This is a genomic window from Mesorhizobium sp. USDA 4132, from assembly GCF_056279545.1.
Map to the genome: position 1 here is coordinate 2,601,283 of NZ_JBWCCP010000001.1, position 17,101 is coordinate 2,618,383.

The 17,101-nt window shown below is 63.7% G+C and carries 14 protein-coding genes; 9 read left to right on the top strand and 5 right to left on the bottom strand.

From position 1 onward, the window contains the following. The 7 genes from ACZ9IU_RS13305 to atzF are packed head-to-tail and all read left to right on the top strand — an operon-like array spanning position 1 to position 7,138. Positions 1–927, top strand: a complete 927-nt coding sequence (locus ACZ9IU_RS13305) for an ABC transporter permease (protein WP_038543654.1) — start codon at positions 1–3, stop codon at positions 925–927. A gap of 26 nt (positions 928–953) precedes the next feature. Then, positions 954–1,670, top strand: coding sequence for a biuret amidohydrolase (gene biuH / locus ACZ9IU_RS13310; RefSeq protein ID WP_051899743.1), 717 nt, complete (start codon positions 954–956; stop codon positions 1,668–1,670). Further along, complete coding sequence (gene atzD / locus ACZ9IU_RS13315; RefSeq protein ID WP_038543656.1) at positions 1,670–2,725, top strand: cyanuric acid amidohydrolase; 1,056 nt, start codon at positions 1,670–1,672, stop codon at positions 2,723–2,725. Before biuH ends, atzD begins: the two co-directional genes overlap by 1 nt. Position 2,726: 1 nt before the next feature. Next, positions 2,727–4,277, top strand: a complete 1,551-nt coding sequence (locus tag ACZ9IU_RS13320; RefSeq protein WP_038543658.1) for an ABC transporter ATP-binding protein — start codon at positions 2,727–2,729, stop codon at positions 4,275–4,277. Continuing rightward, positions 4,274–4,957, top strand: a complete 684-nt coding sequence (locus ACZ9IU_RS13325; RefSeq protein ID WP_038543660.1) for a cysteine hydrolase family protein — start codon at positions 4,274–4,276, stop codon at positions 4,955–4,957. The genes ACZ9IU_RS13320 and ACZ9IU_RS13325 overlap by 4 nt, the downstream gene beginning before the upstream one ends. Next, a complete protein-coding gene (locus ACZ9IU_RS13330; RefSeq protein WP_037083300.1) occupies positions 4,950–5,303 on the top strand; it encodes a cupin domain-containing protein in 354 nt (117 codons plus the stop codon). Before ACZ9IU_RS13325 ends, ACZ9IU_RS13330 begins: the two co-directional genes overlap by 8 nt. Beyond that, the gene (atzF, locus tag ACZ9IU_RS13335) at positions 5,300–7,138 is read left to right on the top strand and encodes an allophanate hydrolase (RefSeq protein ID WP_157885142.1); all 1,839 of its coding nucleotides are present in this window, start codon (positions 5,300–5,302) and stop codon (positions 7,136–7,138) included. Before ACZ9IU_RS13330 ends, atzF begins: the two co-directional genes overlap by 4 nt. A 46-nt stretch (positions 7,139–7,184) precedes the next feature. On the opposite strand, the gene ACZ9IU_RS13340 is transcribed toward atzF, so the two are convergent. After that, the gene (locus tag ACZ9IU_RS13340; protein WP_162182334.1) at positions 7,185–8,084 is read right to left on the bottom strand and encodes a LysR family transcriptional regulator; all 900 of its coding nucleotides are present in this window, start codon (positions 8,082–8,084) and stop codon (positions 7,185–7,187) included. Positions 8,085–8,222: 138 nt separating this feature from the next. Here ACZ9IU_RS13340 and mdlC point away from each other — a divergent pair, with 138 nt between their 5' ends. After that, positions 8,223–11,306 carry a benzoylformate decarboxylase gene (gene mdlC / locus ACZ9IU_RS13345; protein WP_197569346.1) on the top strand — a complete coding sequence of 1,028 codons (3,084 nt, stop codon included), beginning with the start codon at positions 8,223–8,225 and terminating at the stop codon, positions 11,304–11,306. 82 nt (positions 11,307–11,388) lie between these two features. Here mdlC and ACZ9IU_RS13350 read toward each other — a convergent pair whose 3' ends face one another. The 4 genes from ACZ9IU_RS13350 to ACZ9IU_RS13365 form a co-directional block, all read right to left on the bottom strand. Further along, complete coding sequence (locus ACZ9IU_RS13350) at positions 11,389–11,847, bottom strand: DUF3237 domain-containing protein (protein ID WP_038543664.1); 459 nt, start codon at positions 11,845–11,847, stop codon at positions 11,389–11,391. A gap of 9 nt (positions 11,848–11,856) precedes the next feature. Then, a complete protein-coding gene (locus ACZ9IU_RS13355) occupies positions 11,857–13,152 on the bottom strand; it encodes a TRAP transporter large permease (RefSeq protein ID WP_038543666.1) in 1,296 nt (431 codons plus the stop codon). Beyond that, positions 13,149–13,649 (bottom strand): TRAP transporter small permease, encoded by a 501-nt coding sequence (locus tag ACZ9IU_RS13360; protein WP_038543668.1) that lies wholly within the window; start codon positions 13,647–13,649, stop codon positions 13,149–13,151. The genes ACZ9IU_RS13355 and ACZ9IU_RS13360 overlap by 4 nt, the downstream gene beginning before the upstream one ends. Before the next feature lie 74 nt (positions 13,650–13,723). After that, positions 13,724–14,758: a TRAP transporter substrate-binding protein gene (locus ACZ9IU_RS13365; RefSeq protein ID WP_038543671.1), complete on the bottom strand. Its 1,035-nt coding sequence runs from the start codon at positions 14,756–14,758 to the stop codon at positions 13,724–13,726. 725 nt (positions 14,759–15,483) lie between these two features. Here ACZ9IU_RS13365 and ACZ9IU_RS13370 point away from each other — a divergent pair. After that, positions 15,484–16,872 carry an FAD-binding oxidoreductase gene (locus tag ACZ9IU_RS13370; RefSeq protein ID WP_051899744.1) on the top strand — a complete coding sequence of 463 codons (1,389 nt, stop codon included), beginning with the start codon at positions 15,484–15,486 and terminating at the stop codon, positions 16,870–16,872. Positions 16,873–17,101: the final 229 nt, after the last annotated feature.

Sequence of the window (17,101 nt, forward strand, 5' to 3'; positions counted from 1 at the left end):
ATGGAAGACACAGGTATCGGCCTCTGGGGGGTGCCGCTGGCGATCTTCGCAGGCGCCATCCGCGTCTCCACCCCGTTCATCTTCGTCTCGCTCGGAGAGACGATCACCGAGCGCTCCGGCCGGATCAATCTCGGGCTTGAAGGCACGCTCGTCTTCGGTGCCATGACGGCCTATGCGGTGGCGGTGATGACCGGTTCGCCGACCTTGGGCGTGCTGGCGGCGATGGCGACCGGCGCCATGTTCGGCACGATCCACGGCTGGATCTGCAAATGGCCCAAGGTCAACGATATCGCCATCGGCATCGCCATGATGCAGTTCGGCCTGGGTCTCGCCTTCTTCCTCGGCAAGTCCTTCATCCAGCCGGTGGCGCCGAAACTGCCCTCCATCCCGCTCGGCGGCTGGTCGGCGGTGCCACAGGTGCAGGCGGCGCTCAACATCAACGTGCTGTTCTTCATCGGCGCCGCACTCGCCCTCTTCCTGTTCTGGGCCTTCAAGAATACCCGTATCGGCTTGATCCTGCGCGTCGTCGGCGACAGCACCGATGCCGCCCGCGCCATGGGCATCAGCCCGGACCGCGTCCGGCTTTTGGCAACCGCCGCCGGCGGGTCGCTGGCAGCGATCGGCGGCGCCTATCTGTCGCTCTTCTACCCCGGCTCCTGGAACGAAGGCATTTCCTCCGGGCAAGGCCTGATGGCGGTGGCGCTGGTGATCTTCGCCCGCTGGAACCCGATCGGCTGCTTCCTTGCCGCTCTGCTGTTCGGCGGTGCCGGCGCGCTTGGGCCCGCCCTGCAATCGGTCGGCGTCACGCAAGGTTATTACCTGTTCTACGCGGCACCCTACGTGCTCACCCTCATCATCCTGATCGCCACCTCCTCGCCCACCCGCTCGCTGGCCGGCGCGCCGGGCGCGCTGTCGCTGACGAAATAGGCCACAAACCGAATTGGAGAGACCCGATGAACAGCCTTTCCCCCGCCGCACTGGCTGGCCAGACACTCAGCTATATCGACGCCGATCCCTATGCCTGGCCCTATAACGGCGACCTGAGACCTCAGAACACCGCGCTGATCATCATCGACATGCAGACCGATTTCTGCGGCAAGGGCGGTTATGTCGATCACATGGGTTACGACTTAGCCCTGGTCCAGGCGCCGATCGAGCCGATCAAACGCGTCCTCGCCGCCATGCGCGCCAAGGGCTACCACATCATCCACACCCGCGAGGGGCACAGGCCCGATCTCGCCGACCTGCCGGCCAACAAGCGCTGGCGCTCGCAGCGCATCGGCGCGGGAATCGGCGATCCTGGCCCTTGCGGCCGCATCCTCACGCGCGGCGAGCCCGGCTGGGACATCATCCCGGAACTCTATCCAATCGAAGGTGAAGTCATCATCGACAAGCCAGGCAAGGGCTCCTTCTGCGCCACCGACCTGGAACTCATCCTCAACCAGAAGCGCATCGAAAACATCGTGCTGACCGGCATCACCACCGATGTCTGCGTCTCGACGACGATGCGCGAGGCGAACGACCGCGGCTTCGAATGCCTGATGCTGGAAGACTGCTGCGGCGCTACCGACTACGGCAACCACCTCGCCGCCATCAAGATGGTCAAGATGCAGGGCGGCGTCTTCGGTGCCGTCTCCAACTCCGATGCGCTCGTGAAGGCCCTGCCCTGATGTCCTCCCTGCGTGCCCACGTTTATCGCATACCCGCCGACGGCCCGGACGATGTCGCCGGCGTCGAGGCGCTGTTTGCGGGCGGCCTTGCGGCGAAGAACGTCGTGGCAGTGCTCGGCAAGACCGAAGGCAACGGCTGCGTCAACGATTTCAGCCGTGGATACGCGACCCGCAGCTTCGAGGACCTGTTCCACAGGCATGGTGTCGATGGGATTCCAACCGTCATGTCGGGCGGAACCGAAGGCGCGCTTTCGCCGCACTGGACGATCTTCACCCGCGAAACTGTGGAAGCGCCCGGCGAACGAGCGCTCGCAATCGGTGCCTCCCGCACACCCGTTCTGCCCACCCATCATCTCGGACGCCGGCAACAGGTTCTGCTCGTCGCCGACGGGGTCAGGGCGGCGATGCGGGATGCCGGTGTCGACGACCCGGCGGATGTGCATTTCGTCCAGATCAAATGCCCGCTGCTGACGTCGCGCCGGATCTCCGAGGCGGAGGCCGCGGGCGCCACCGTCGCGACCCGCGACACGCTGAAGTCGATGGGCCTGTCGCGCGGCGCCTCCGCGCTCGGCGTCGCGGTGGCGCTCGGCGAGGTCGACGAAGCGGAAATCGCCGATGCCGATATCGGTATCCGTTTTGACCTCTTCTCGAATTGCGCCTCGACATCGGCCGGCGTCGAACTGATCGACCACGAGATCATCGTGCTTGGCATGAGCTCCCAATGGTCCGGCCCGTTCGCGATCGACCATGCGGTCATGGAAAACGCGATCGACGCACATTCAGTCCGCCGGGCGCGTGAACGCCTGCCGGAAAACAGCCGCCTTGCAGCGGTTCTCGCCAAGGCCGAACCGGACCCTTCCGGCAGGGTCGGCGGCAAACGCCATACAATGCTGGACGATTCCGACATTTCCGGCACGCGCCACGCCCGCGCTTTCGTCGGCGGCGTTCTCGCTGGCGTTTTCGGCATCACCGACCTCTACGTCTCGGGCGGCGCCGAGCACCAGGGACCACCCGGCGGCGGCCCCGTCGCCATTATCGTCGAAAAGGAGACTTGAAGTGAGCATCGTTCGCGATACCCCACTCCCGCAGACAGGCAAGGCGGTCGGCATCGAGACGCTCGGCATGACCATGCGCTTCGGCTCGTTCACCGCGCTCGACAACGTCTCGATCAGCGTGCCCGCCGGCTCGTTCCACGCGCTGCTCGGCGAAAACGGCGCCGGCAAGTCGACGCTGGTCAAATGCATCATGGGCTTCTACCACGCCACATCCGGCTCGCTGTCGGTCGACGGCCGCGAGGTCTCGGTCGCCTCGCCCAAGGATGCCGCCACCTACGGGCTTGGCATGGTCTACCAGCATTTCACCCTGGTTCCCTCGCTGACCGGCGCCGAAAACCTGGTGATCAGCCGGACCTCCGTGCCCTCGGTGATCAACTGGGCGAAGGAACGCAAGGACCTTGCCGCGTTCATGGAGCGCATGCCGTTCCAGATCCCGCTCGAACGGCCGGTAAGTGAGCTCGCGGCCGGCGAAAAGCAGAAGCTGGAGATCGTCAAGCAACTCTATCTCGGCCGCTCTTTCCTCGTGCTCGACGAACCGACCTCGGTTTTGACGCCGGCAGAAGCCGACGAAATGCTCGGCATCGTGCGCGGCATGACCGAACGCGGCGAACTGACCGTGCTGATGATCAGCCACAAGTTCCACGAGGTGACGAAATTCGCCGACGCGGTCTCGATCCTGCGCCGCGGCAAGCTGGTTGGCACCGGCAAGGTCAGCGAACTCTCCACCTCCGACATGGCGGCAATGATGATCGGCGACGTCAAGCTCGCCGAACTCGACAGCCGCCTGCCGGTGCCGGACGCAGCGAAATCGGTGCTGAAGGTCGAGCAAGTCAAGGCGCCGGACCGCTCCGGCCTGAAGACCATCGAGATCGACAACCTGACCGTCCGTTCCGGCGAGATCGTCGGCATCGCGGGCATTTCCGGCAACGGCCAGAAGGAACTCACCGAAATTCTCGCCGGCCAGCGCCCGACCGACCGCGGCACAGTGACCGTCAACGGCGAGACCTATGGCGCGACCCGCCCCGAGACGCGGAAGAACAATGTCCGCTTCATCCCCGAAGAACCGCTGCAGAACGCCTGCGCGCCGAAAATGACCGTTAGTGAAAACCTGGCCTTCCGTACCTTCGATCTGAAGGGTGACGGCAAGGATGCGATCTGGCTGAACAAGGGCGAGATGAAGAAACGCGCTTCGTCGCTGATTTCCGATTTCAAGGTGAAGACCGCCTCGTCGTCCTCGCCGATATCAGCCCTTTCCGGCGGCAACGTCCAGCGCGCCGTGCTCGCCCGCGAACTGACCGGCGACGTCGATCTGCTGATCGTCTCCAATCCCTGTTTCGGCCTGGATTTCTCAGCCGTCGCGGAAATCCGCGCCCGCATCATGCGCGCCCGCAACTCAGGCACCGCTGTGCTGCTGCTTTCCGAAGATCTCGACGAGCTGCTGGAAATGTCGGACCGCATCATGGTGATCTCGGAAGGCAAGCTGGTCTACGAAACACCGATCCGCGCCGCCGATATCGGCGTCATCGGCGCCCATATGGCGGGGCATCACTGATGGAGATCAAGGCAGAACCCTTTGCCTTCCCGGCGAAACCCAAGGAACTGGCGCTCATCGTCATCGACATGCAGCGTGACTTCGCCGAACCCGGCGGTTTTGGCGCCAGCCTCGGCAACGATGTCGGCCGTATCACCAGGATCGTCCCGGACGTCAAACGCCTCATCCAAGGTTTTCGCGATGCCGGTCTGCCGGTCATCCACACGATGGAATGCCACAAGCCGGACCTTTCCGACCTGCCGCCCGCCAAGCGCGACCGCGGCAATCCGACGCTCAGGATTGGCGATGTCGGCCCTATGGGTCGTGTGCTGATTTCAGGCGAACCCGGCACGGCGATCATTTCCGAACTCGCGCCGATCGACGGCGAAGTGGTGATCGAAAAGCCCGGCAAGGGCGCCTTCTACGCCACTGACTTGGGGGACGTGCTGAAGGAGAAGGGCATCACTCAGCTCGTCTTCGCCGGCGTGACGACGGAAGTCTGCGTCCAGACGACGATGCGCGAGGCGAACGATCGCGGTTACGAATGCCTGCTCGCCGAAGAGGCGACAGAGAGCTATTTTCCGGAATTCAAGGCGGCGGCCATCGCCATGATCCGCGCTCAGGGCGCGATCGTCGGCTGGACCGCTCATGTCGACGACATTCTGGACGGGATCGCGCCAGAGGGGAAAAACAATGCCTGAATCAACTCGCGAGCTATTGACGTTAGGCGGCTGGAAAGACTTGCAATTCGAGCCCTTCCGCGACGAGGTCACCATCCATTGGATCCGCCCCTTCGAGGGCGACCAGCCGGGTGTGGCGCTGCTGAAATACGAGGCCGGCGCCGGCGTTCCCCGCCACCGCCATGAGGGCCTCGAAACCATCCTGGTGCTCGAGGGCGTGCAATCCGACGAGGCCGGCGATTACGGCCGCGGCAGCTATATCGTCAATGCGCCGGGCACCGAACACTCCGTCTGGAGCGATACCGGCTGCGTCGTGCTGATCCAGTGGGACCGGCCGGTGACAATACTGGAAGAGGAAATGGCATGAGCCTGCCGGGAAAGACACCAGCCTTCGATATCACCTCGCTTCACGCGTTCTACCAGAATGGCGGCAGTGTCGCGGAAGTCGTCGAAGCGGTTTTCGCACGCATCGCCGAGGTCAATGATCCCGGCATCTTCATCCATCTGGCCGACAGGGAGACGGTACTGGCGGAAGCCGCGAAACTCGGCGCCTTCGATCCCGAAAAACCGTTGTTCGGCATTCCCTTCGCGGTGAAGGACAATATCGACGTCGTCGGCATACCGACCACCGCCGCCTGCCCGGACTATGCCTACATGCCCGAGACGGACGCGACCGTGGTCGGCCTGCTCAAGGCAGCCGGTGCGATCGTCATCGGCAAGACCAATCTCGACCAGTTCGCGACCGGCCTCGTCGGGGTACGCTCGCCCTATCCGATCCCCAAAAACGCCATCGACGCGAGGCTCGTGCCGGGCGGCTCATCTTCCGGGTCGGCGGTCGCGACCGCGCAAGGCATCGTCAGCTTCGCTTTAGGCACCGATACCGCCGGTTCGGGGCGCATCCCGGCCGGCCTCAACAATATCGTCGGGCTCAAGCCGAGCGTTGGCGCGCTGTCGACCGCAGGCGTCATTCCCGCCTGCCGCACGCTCGACTGCGTCTCGATCTTCGCACTGACCGCGGACGACGCCTGGAAGGTCTTCTCCGTCGCCGCCAAATACGACGAGACGGACGCCTATTCGAAGGTTGCCCCAGTGACCGGATTCGGTTCGGCAGCGCCTGTGCTGACGATCGGCGTGCCCGCCAGGGCAGACCTGCAATTCTTCGGTGATACCGTGATGGAGGCCGCCTATGGCGACGCCGTATCGATGCTCGCAGGGCTCGGACATCGGATCGTCGAAGTGCCTTTCGGCGATTTCTACAAGGTCGCCAACCTTCTCTACGAAGGCGCCTGGGTGGCCGAGCGTTATGCGGCGGTAAAGTCGTTCTTCGACACCAGGGAAGAAAGCTTTCACCCGGTAACGCGAAAAATCTATGGCGGCGCCAAATCGCTCTCCGCAGCCGACGCCTTCAAGGGTCTTTATGCGTTGCAGGCCCTGAAGAAAACGCTGGCGCCGGTGATCACCTCCGTCGACCTCTTCTGCGTGCCGACCGCGCCGACCCACTACACCGTCGCCGATCTGGAAGCGGAGCCGATCCGGGAAAACTCGCGGCTCGGCACCTATACCAACTTCGTCAATCTGCTCGACATGTGCGGCATCGCCGTGCCGACCGGCACCCGTGCCGATGGCCTGCCGGCAAGCGTCACGCTGCTCGCCCCCTCCGGCCGCGACGGACTCACCGCGTCACTGGCCCGTGACCTCCACCAGGCGAGCGGGCTCACCCTCGGCGCCACTGGCTGGCCGCTTCCCGCGCCATCCGAAACGCCCGCAGTCGTCGCAAGCGACGACCTGATCGACGTCATCGTGGTCGGTGCGCACCTTTCCGGCATGCCGCTCAACCATCAGCTTACCGATCTCGACGGCACCTTTTCCCGGGTCGCGAAAACCTCCGCCGCCTACAGGCTTTACGCGCTTGCCGGAACAGTACCGCCGAAACCCGGCATGGTGCGCGTCGCCGAAGGCGAAGGTGGAGAAATTGAGGTCGAAGTTTGGAAACTGACGCCGGCAGCCTTCGGCCTGTTCGTCGCGGCGATCCCGCCGCCGCTTGGCATCGGCACGGTCACGCTCGCGGACGGCACCTCGGCCAAGGGGTTTCTGGCCGAACCGTTCGCGCTCCAGGGCGCGCTCGACATTACGGCCTTCGGCGGCTGGCGGGCCTATCTCAAGGAGTTCGCATCGCTGCCGCGGGTCGGCAAGACGGCTTGATCTGGGAACGCCTTCCCCAAGCAGAGATAGCCCCAGCCATTCTGCGCTACATCGTCCAGGTCTCGCTGATGCGGCGGATGCATTGCAGCAGGTTGACCGTCGGCGGCGTCATCAGGCCCTTCTTGCGGCGGTAGACGCGAAAGGTCCGTTGCCAGTCGAGTTCGGGCACGTTGACGCGTGCCATATTGCCCCGTTCCACCTCTTCCCGGACAAGAGGCAGTGGCATCCAGCAGCAGAGCGCTTCCGAAAGCACCGCGGCCTTCAGGACCGGCACCGAGCGGGAGATGATCGACGGCGCGTTCGGTTCCAGCGCGTTGTCGTGGAACCGCCTTTGCCATTCCCTGACCGTCGGCGTCCCGGGCGGCGGCATCGCCCAGTCGAACCCGGCCGCTTCCGCGAGCGTCACGTGCTCCCGTTTGATGATCGGATGATCGGACCTCGCAAAGACCGAGACCGTGTCGTGCATGATATCGGGCGTCGCCATGATGATATCGTCGTCGAGATAGGGCTCCGGTGAAATCGCGATGTCGATCGTGCCGCCCTTCAGCCCTTCCAGCACCCGGTCCTCCAGGTCCTCGATGACCTGGTACTGCACCTCGGGATGCTGTTTGCGCATCTCGCCGATGACGGCGATGATGAAACCGCCGACGACGCTCGCCACGCCGCCGATCCGCACCACGCCGCGGCTGGCGCCCCGCATCTGCTGGATGACGTCGGTCGCGTTGCCAATCTCGGACACCACCAGCTTTGCATAGGGGAGCAGCGCATCGCCAAACACGGTCGGCACCACGCCGCGCGTCGTGCGCTCGAACAGGGGAACGCCATAGCTGTCCTCCAGGCGCTTCAGCATGCGGGTGATCGCCGGCTGCGTCATGTTGAGCGCAGTCGCCGCCGCGCCGAGGCTGCCGCGCCGCGCGCATTCGAGAACGATTTGAGCCGACCGCACATCCAAAGTCATGCCCTGGTGTAATGGATTATTGGAAATTCTTCAATTCCAAGACAAGGCGCTATCTGCAACACTTCCTCCCGCTAACATACGCGCTCGGGGTAGGAACCCCGAAGGCCGGGAGGAGGCCTCGAAGCTATGAACAAGATGTCGCTGGATTTCCTATCCGGCAGCACCAAGCTGCGTGGACAGACGGTAAGCGGGGCGGTTTTCGAATTTCTGAGGCAGAAGGGCATCGACCGGATCTTCGGCAATCCGGGCTCGACCGAACTGCCGATGTTCGTCAACGTGCCGGAAGACTTTTCCTATGTGCTCGGCCTGCAGGAATCGATCGTCGTCGCGATGGCGGACGCCTATGCGCAAGTGAGCCGCAAGCCGGCATTCGTAAACCTGCATTCGGCCGCCGGCCTCGGCCATGCGCTCGGCAATATCTATACGGCCTACCGCAACCGCGCGCCTCTCATCATCACCACCGGCCAGCAGAGCCGCGAGCTGCTGCCGCACGACCCGTTCCTGTTCGCCGAAAGCCCGACCGAGTTTCCGAAACCCTATGTGAAATGGGCCTGCGAACCCGCCCGCGCCGAAGACGTGCCGGCCGCGATCGCCCGCGCCTACCACATGGCGATGCAGGCACCGCGCGGCCCGGTCATGGTGTCGGTGCCGCTCAGCGACTGGCAGGCGCAGGCAGCCCCGATCGCCATTCGCGATGTGGAAACGGTGATCAGCGCGCCCGCCTCCGCAATTGACGATCTCGCCCGCCGGCTGAACGAAGCCCGCGAGCCGGTGCTGGTCGTCGGGCCGGGCGTCGATATCGACAATGCCTGGGATGCCACCGTGCGGCTTGCGGAAATCCTGCAGGCGAAAGTCTGGGTGAGCCCGCTTTCGTCCCGCTGCAGCTTTCCCGAACGCCATCCGCTGTTTGCCGGTTTCCTGCCGGCCTTCCAGCCGAAGCTCGCCAATTGCCTCGGTGACGCCGACCTCGTGCTGGTGCTCGGCGCGCCGGCCTTCACCTATCATTTCGCGGGCTCCGGCCCGGACATCCCGCAAGGTGCCGAACTCTGGCTGATCACCGACGATCCGGCCCAGGCGGCAAGCGCCATCGTCGGCAACGCCATGGTCTCGAACCTGCGCGCCGCGACCGAAAGCCTTGTCTACCGCCTGCGCTGCCGTGCGCCACGTACCGGCGGCCCTGCCCGCACTATTCCGCGCCTGAAACAGCCAAAGGGCATCACCCAGGAATTTTTCTACCAGACACTGGCAGGCGTCCGTTCGCCTGAGAGCATCGTCTTCGAGGAAGCCCCAGGCGCTCGCGACGCGCTGCACGATTTCTTGCCCATCGAGCGGCCCGGCGGCTTTTTCGCGACGGCCAGCGGCGGCCTTGGTTATGCCCTGCCCGGCTCGGTCGGCGCTGCCCTCACCAAGCCGGAACAGCCGGTCATCGCCGTCATCGGCGACGGATCGAGCCTCTATTCCATCCAGTCGATCTGGTCTGCCGTCGAATACGATGCCGATCTGATGATCGTCATCCTCAACAATGGCGGCTACAAGGTCCTGAAGGCGATTGCCGAGCGGAGCGGCTCCGGCCGCATCGACGGCGTCGATATCCGCCACATGGATTTTGTGCAGATCGCCGAAGCGCAGGGCTGCAAGGCCGTTCGCTGCGAAAAAGGCGAGGAATTGTCGTCATGCCTGCGGGATCTTCTCAAGATGAAGGGGCCGCGGCTTTTGGAAATCATTCTATCAGAGGAGGAGACTGAAATGAATGTCGCTGTCAGAAACGAACAGGTCCTGAAAACCCCCGAAAAGTTCTTCATCGGCGGTGAATGGGTCGCGCCACTCGGCACCAACAAGCTCGACGTCATCTCGCCGGTGACCGAAGAAGTGCTGATGAGCTATCCGGAAGCCAGCAACGCCGATATCGACAGGGCCGTTGCCGCCGCCCGCGACGCCTTCGACAACGGCCCGTGGCCGCGCATGACCTTCAAGGAACGCGCCGGTTACATGCGCAAGGTCGCCGACCTCCTGACCGCCCGCCTCGACGAGATCGCCAATGCCTGGACGACCCAGGTCGGCGCGCCGATTTTCCTGACCAAGAAGCTGGTCGGCCAGAACCCGGGCCTCTACAACTATTATGCCGGCCTGATCGAGAACGACGAGTTCGTCGATCAGCGCAAGCGCGCCGATGGCGGCGAAGTCCGCGTGGTGCGCGAGCCAGTCGGCGTCTGCGCGGCGATCACCCCGTGGAACGCGCCGATGGTGCTCTTGAACTACAAGGTCTCGGCAGCGCTTGCCGCCGGCTGCACGATTGTCGCCAAGCCCTCGCCGGAAACCCCGCTGGACGCCTATCTGCTTGCCGAATGCATCGAGCAGGCTGGCATTCCGAAGGGCGTCTTCAACCTGGTGCCGGCCGGCCGTGAAGGCGGCGATTACCTCGTGCGCCACAAGGGCATCGACAAGGTGTCGTTCACCGGCTCGACCATTGCCGGCAAGACGATCGCCGCTGCCTGCGCCGATCGCCTGACCCGCGTCAGCCTCGAACTCGGCGGCAAGTCCGCAGCCGTGCTTCTCGACGATGCCGACTTCGCCAAGGCGCTGCCGGCGCTGATGGTCTATTCCATGCCGATCACCGGCCAGGTCTGTTTCTCGCTGACCCGCATCCTGGTACCGGAATCCCGCAAACAGGAATTCATCGACCTCTATGTCGGCGCGGTCAAGAACATCAAGGTCGGCGACCCGGCGGATCCGACCACCCAGATGGGGCCGCTCACCATGGCCCGCCAGCTTGCCCGCGTCGAAGGTTATATCGCTGCCGGCCGCGCAGGCGGTGCGACGGTTGCCTGCGGCGGCGGTCGCCCGGCCGGTCTCGACCGCGGTTATTTCATCGAGCCGACCGTCTTTACCGACGTGACGATGGACATGAAGATCGCCCAGGAGGAAATCTTCGGCCCGGTCGTGTCGATCATCAGCTACAAGGATGATGAGGAAGCGGTCAAAATCGCCAACGACAGCACCTACGGCCTGTCCGGCGCGGTCTTCAGCTCCGATCCGGAGCGTGGCTATGCGTTTGCCCGCCGCATGCGGACCGGCAGCGTCACCGTCAACGGCATGATCGTCGACATCCACCACCCGTTCGGCGGCTTCAAGCAGTCCGGCATCGGCCGCGAAGGCGGCCCGGAAGGTCTCGAAAACTATTTTGAGGTCAAGACGATCCATATGGCCTGAAGCCAGCCGGGCTTCACAAGCAACAAAAAGGCCGCCGGGTTCATGATCCGGCGGCCTTTCCATTTCTCGGTGGACTGGTGGATCAGAGCACTTCGAAAACGCTGATGCGCACGGCACTTGCCAGACGCTCGCCGGTGCCGATGAATATCGTATGGTTCAGCCAGGCATAGCGCGGATCGCCGGTCTGCAGGCGCGGCGTGGTGCGCATGTAATACAGCGCCGGATCGACCGTCTCGCCGGCCGCCAATCTCGCCAGAACCTCCGGGGACCCATGCCGGAAACCGAAATTGCGGATGTCGATCATCGCCCCGTCATGGGTTTCGATGACGTAACGGGTATCGAGCTCCGCATAACCGGCGTCATAGACGCTCTGCCAGTCCGCGCCGAGATTGAGGATGCGCCCGGAAAGGCGCTCCCCCTCGACCACGCCGCCGATGATCGGGATGATCCGCCAGCGGCCGCCTGGACCGCCTCCGTTTTCGATCGGTGCGCCGAGTTCGGCGCGGATTTCGCAAAGTCGTCTCAGACCCGGAGCCTGCATCCTATCCTCCTAGCGCATCGTCGTCGGCAGCCACAGCGCGATCGCCGGGAAGAGAACGAGCAGGATGAGCCGGATGATGTCCGTCAGGATGAACGGCATCACCCCTCCATAGATCGTGGTGATCTTCACGTCCTTGGCGATCGAGTTGATGACGAAGACGTTGATCCCAACCGGCGGGGTGATCATCCCGAGTTCGCAGGAGACCACGATGATGACGCCGAACCAGATCGGGTCGAAACCAAGATGGGTGATCACCGGGAAGACGATGGGCACCAGCAGGATGATCATCGCCATCTCGTCCATGAGAGCGCCGGCGATGAAAAAGATCACCAGGATCAGCGTCAGCGTGCCGTAGGGGCCGAGATCCATACCGACCAGGAAGGCCGTCAGCTTCTGCGGCGACTGGGTGATCGCCAGGAAATAGCCGAACAGGATGGCGCCGATCAGCACGCTGAACAGCGACACGGAGGTGCGCAGTGACTCGACGAGGCTCTGCATGATCAGCTTGAAGCCCAGCCGGCCACGCAGGATGCCGATGATCATCGTCAGCATCGCCCCGACCGCCGCCGCTTCCGTCGCCGTCGCGACGCCGAGATAGATGACGCCAATGACGGCGAGGAACAGGACCAGCACCGCCCAGACGTCCCGCAGCGAGGTGAGCGCTTCCCTCAGATCGAACTTCGTGCCGGGCGGCAGGCGCTTGCCATGGGCGATCAGCACGGTGGCCATATACATCAGCGTCGCGAGGATGCCGGGCACGACGCCGGCCATCAGCAGCTGCCCGACATCCGTCTCGGTCAGGAACGCGTAGACGACCATCATCACCGAGGGCGGGATGAGAATGCCGAGCGTGCCACCGGCGGCGATGACGCCGGTGGAGGTGGCGTCGGCATAACCGGCCTTGCGCATTTCCGGAAGAGCCACGCGGGTCATGGTGGCGGCGGTCGCAATCGAACTGCCGCAGATCGCCGCAAACCCGGCGCAGGCCGCGATCGTCGAGAGCGCCAGCCCGCCGCGGAACTGTCCGAGCCAGGCATTGCCGGTCCTGAACAGCTCCCGGGACATGCCGGAATTGGTGGCGAAGACGCCCATCAGGATGAAGAATGGCACCAGCGTCAGGTTGAAGTCGGTGATGACCCGGATCGGCGAGGTGGTCAGAAGATTGAGCGCCGGCGAGAGGCCGCGCATCGCCGCAAACCCGAAGACCCCGACAAGACCCATCGAGACGCCGAGCGGCACGCGCAGCCCCATCAAGACGAACATGGCGACAAAGCCGCCAATGGCAACGAGATCAGCGGTGTTCATACGCCATGCCCCTCGAGCGGATTGGGTTCCTCGGCCTTGCGGCGAAGGAAGGGCACAACGGCGGTGGTGATGACGGCCGAGGCGCAACCGAGCCAGATCAGGCCGATCAGCGGCCAGACCGGTATCCGCAGATCGAAGGTGGTTTCATTGCTGTTGTAGGCGCTCGTCAGGCGGAAAAACATCATATACGCGAGCATGGCCGTGAAGGCGAGCAGCGTGCTCCAGGCGATAAAATCGAGGACCCGGCGCCCCTTCGATCCGAGCGGCTCATAGAGCAGATCGACGGCGATATGGCCGCCGCGATAACCGATCGAGGCAAAACCCCACATCATGCAGGCGCCGATCAGGTAACGGGACAGGTCGAAACTGTCGGGGACCGCCCAGGAAAAGATATAGCGCCCGATCGTGGAGACGACGATCAGGATCGTGCACAGCCCCAAGAGGAGGCCGGCGATCATATCGACTGCTTCGGTGAAGCGTTCGAGATATCGGGTCATGTCTGAGCTCGAAATTCGGATGGCAGGAAGGGCGGACGCCGAAGCGCCCGCCCGGTTCGACGCTTAAGAAATCCTCACTTCACGTCGGCATTGTACTTCTTCAGCGTCTCGCCGAGGCTTGCCCAGGCAGCCTTTGCATCGACGCCCGCCTTGGTGGCAGAGGCTTCCCATTCGCCCTGCAGCGAGGCCGTCGCCTTCTTCCAGAGGCCGACCTCGTCAGGCGTCGGCTTGTACATGGTGTGGCCGCCGGCATCGATCATCTTCTGGCGGCCGGCGGCTTCCGCATCCGCCCATTTGGACGCCATCTTCTCCGCCCAATCCGGCGTGCAGTGGTCGTTGATCACCTTGCGATCGGCAGGCGACAGGCTGTCGATCTTGGCCTTGTTCATCACGAAAGCGAAGGTCGTCACATAGAAGGGTAGGTCGAGGTGATGCTTGGTGACGTCCTGCAGGCCGAATGTGTAGATCGAGTTCCACGGCGATGCCGTCATGTCGGCAGCGCCCTTGGAGATCAGTTCGCGCATGTCGCCGGCCGGCACCTGAACGGAGGCCGCGCCCAGCGAATTGACCAGCCGTGCCATGGTGGCATGCGCCGGGCGGATGTTCTTGCCCTTGAGATCGGCCGGAACCTCGATCGGCCCCTTGGTCCCATGCAGCGTGCCCGGATCATGAACGATCGCCATGCAGAACTGGACGTCCTTCATCTCCTTGGCGGCATATTGCATATACCACTCGTCCAGCGCCCGCGAGCCGCCCTTGGCGTTCGAGATCAGGAACGGGATTTCGCCCGCCGCGATGATCGGGAAACGGCCCGGCTGATAGCCCGGATTGATGAAGCCGATGTCGACGATGCCGTCTCGCGCCATGTCGTAATGGTCCGCAGCCGCTCCGAGCTGCGAGGCCGGATAGATGGTGATCTTGATGCGGCCGTTGGATGCGTCGCTGATCGATTTCGCCCAGATTTCCATGCCACCCGGCTGCAGCGCATGAGTGGCGGGCACCCAGTGCGACAGCGTCAATTCGACGTCAGCGGCCTGAGCAGCAGTGGTCGGCGCGGACGCGGCCAGTGCCGCGAGGCAGGCCGAAGCGAGCAATGCCTTCAGTTTCATGTATTTCTCCTCCCTTTGAGATCAGAGACCGGAGGGCTCCCTTCCCGTTCCGGCCGGCGAATATCGCTGTCAATCCGCGTGGAGACTTAGCTCGCTGGCGGACTGACGAGGTCGTCGGAAATTCCGTGAAGGGACGCAACTGCCGGATGCGGAAAGCCCGCCTGCCAGCGATGCGTCAAAGGACCTGCGGAGATCAGGCTGCGCCATCTCCGCGGCCGAAACCAAACCTGCCGTGTCCACGGCAGCCGCAACTGTGCTGAACAGTCGTGTATACACTGATTTTCTCCCACGCCCGGTCTCCCAAGGTGACGTCCTCCTCCTGACATCCCCTACCCGAGCATCCGAATTTCAACACATCCGGGCCGGAACGACAAGCATCCATTTCCTTTTGGGATACAAAAACTCAGGCTGCCTGAGATTTTTCCCGCAGGCTCTTTAACCCGGCTTCAAACCGTCTAGAATGTCGCGACGCGCCTGCCATGCATACATGGAGGATGGAATGCGGCGGCGGAGTGGAACCGGGAGATCGGGTCTACGGGAGAAAACGTTCGGCCGCGAGGATCCGTCGGCCGATCGATTGGGATGCGGCGTAGGCGTTCAAACCCGTGTAGCGGAACGCCGGCTCTTCTCGGAAGCTCGACCCGATCGCTCTTGGTCGGCACGCCCGGATTGAGCCGGGACACGGATATCCAAATCATCATCAGGACATTGGGGAGGAAAAACACATGGATGATCTCGTTACGCCGGTCAGCAAGGCGATTGCGCAACTCAAGGGCTTGCTTGGCGACAGGCTGGTAACATCGACCTCCGTTCGCGAACATCACAGCCACGATACGTCGCGGCTTGCCCCTCACCTGCCCGATGCTGTCGTATTTCCGCGCACCGAAGAAGAGGTCCGGGCGATCGTTTCTGCCTGTGCTGCGCATGGCGTACCGGTCGTGCCCTTCGGCGCGGGGTCCTCGATGGAAGGCCATACGATCCCGATCCGCGGCGGCATTTCACTCGATACCCGCGAGATGAACAGGATCCTCGAGATCCGGCCGGAAGACCTGCTGGCCGTCGTCCAGCCCGGCGTCACCCGCAAGCAGCTCAATGTCGACTTGCGCGAAACCGGTCTGATGTTCTCGGTCGATCCGGGCGCGGACGCCTCGATCGGCGGCATGGCGTCGACCCGCGGCAGTGGCACCACTTCGGTCCGCTACGGCACGATGCGCGAAAACGTGCTGGCTCTCCGGGTGGTGACACCCGACGGCGAAGCGATCCAGACCGGCTCGCGGGCCAGAAAATCCTCGTCGGGCTACGACCTGACGCATCTCTTCGTCGGCTCGGAAGGCACGCTCGGCGTCATCACCGAACTCACCGTCCGCCTGCATCCGATCCCGGAGGCCGTTTCGTCCGCCATCTGCGCCTTCCCGACGGTCGCCAATGCCGTCGAGGCGGTGATCGAGGCGGTGCAATACGGCATCCCGGTCGCCCGCGTCGAATTCCTGGACGAGGTGGCGATCGCCTCGACCAACAGTTATTCGAAGCTCGGCCTGCCGGTCGCCCCCACCCTGTTTTTCGAGTTCCACGGCACCGAGGCCTGGGTGAAGGAACAGGCGCAGCTGGTCGAGGAGATCACCAAGGGCCATGACGCGATCTCCTTCCGCTGGACCGCGGATGCCGACGAGCGCGCCAAACTCTGGCAGGCCCGCCACGATCTCTACTGGGCGACCAAGGCGATCATTCCGGGCTACGATCTTTATACCGGCGATATCTGCGTGCCGATCTCGCGGCTTGCCGAAAGCATCGTGGCCGCACGCGCCGACATCGACGCCTCGTCGCTCAAGGGCCAGATCATCGGCCATGTCGGCGACGGCAATTTCCACACCGCCTACCTGATCGATCCAAACAATCCGGAGCATCTCAAGGAGGCCGACGAGATGGCCGACCGCGTCGTCGAACGGGCGCTCGCCGTCGGCGGCACGGCGAGCGGCGAACACGGTATCGGCATTGCCAAGCTGAAATTCATGCGCAAGGAACACGGCAAGGCGGTGGATGTGATGAAGAAGATCAAGGCCGCGCTGGACCCGAAGGGGATCATGAATCCGGGGAAGATGGGGGATCAGGGGTGAGAGACGATGCCGTTGCTCTCCTCATCCCTGTGCTTGTCACAGGGATCCAGCGCGCTCAAGTCTTTGAGCGCAAAGGACTCTCTTCACCGCGCAGACGCGCGGTGGCTGGATTCCTGTGACAAGCACAGGAATGAGGGAGTTCTAAGTTCTCCCCGTCAGCATCACAGCGGCGGCGCATCCTAAGCGACCCCCAAAACGAAAAACGGCGCCCGGAGGCGCCGTTCTCATG

Bases quoted from the DNA above. Each gene is read 5' to 3' on its own strand.
- ACZ9IU_RS13305 (WP_038543654.1), top strand. From the start codon at position 1: ATGGAAGACACAGGTATCGGCCTCTGGGGGGTGCCGCTGGCGATCTTC.
- biuH (WP_051899743.1), top strand. From the start codon at position 954: ATGAACAGCCTTTCCCCCGCCGCACTGGCTGGCCAGACACTCAGCTAT.
- atzD (WP_038543656.1), top strand. From the start codon at position 1,670: ATGTCCTCCCTGCGTGCCCACGTTTATCGCATACCCGCCGACGGCCCG.
- ACZ9IU_RS13330 (WP_037083300.1), top strand. From the start codon at position 4,950: ATGCCTGAATCAACTCGCGAGCTATTGACGTTAGGCGGCTGGAAAGAC.
- atzF (WP_157885142.1), top strand. From the start codon at position 5,300: ATGAGCCTGCCGGGAAAGACACCAGCCTTCGATATCACCTCGCTTCAC.
- mdlC (WP_197569346.1), top strand. From the start codon at position 8,223: ATGAACAAGATGTCGCTGGATTTCCTATCCGGCAGCACCAAGCTGCGT.
- ACZ9IU_RS13350 (WP_038543664.1), bottom strand. From the start codon at position 11,847: ATGCAGGCTCCGGGTCTGAGACGACTTTGCGAAATCCGCGCCGAACTC.
- ACZ9IU_RS13355 (WP_038543666.1), bottom strand. From the start codon at position 13,152: ATGAACACCGCTGATCTCGTTGCCATTGGCGGCTTTGTCGCCATGTTC.
- ACZ9IU_RS13360 (WP_038543668.1), bottom strand. From the start codon at position 13,649: ATGACCCGATATCTCGAACGCTTCACCGAAGCAGTCGATATGATCGCC.
- ACZ9IU_RS13365 (WP_038543671.1), bottom strand. From the start codon at position 14,758: ATGAAACTGAAGGCATTGCTCGCTTCGGCCTGCCTCGCGGCACTGGCC.
- ACZ9IU_RS13370 (WP_051899744.1), top strand. From the start codon at position 15,484: ATGGATGATCTCGTTACGCCGGTCAGCAAGGCGATTGCGCAACTCAAG.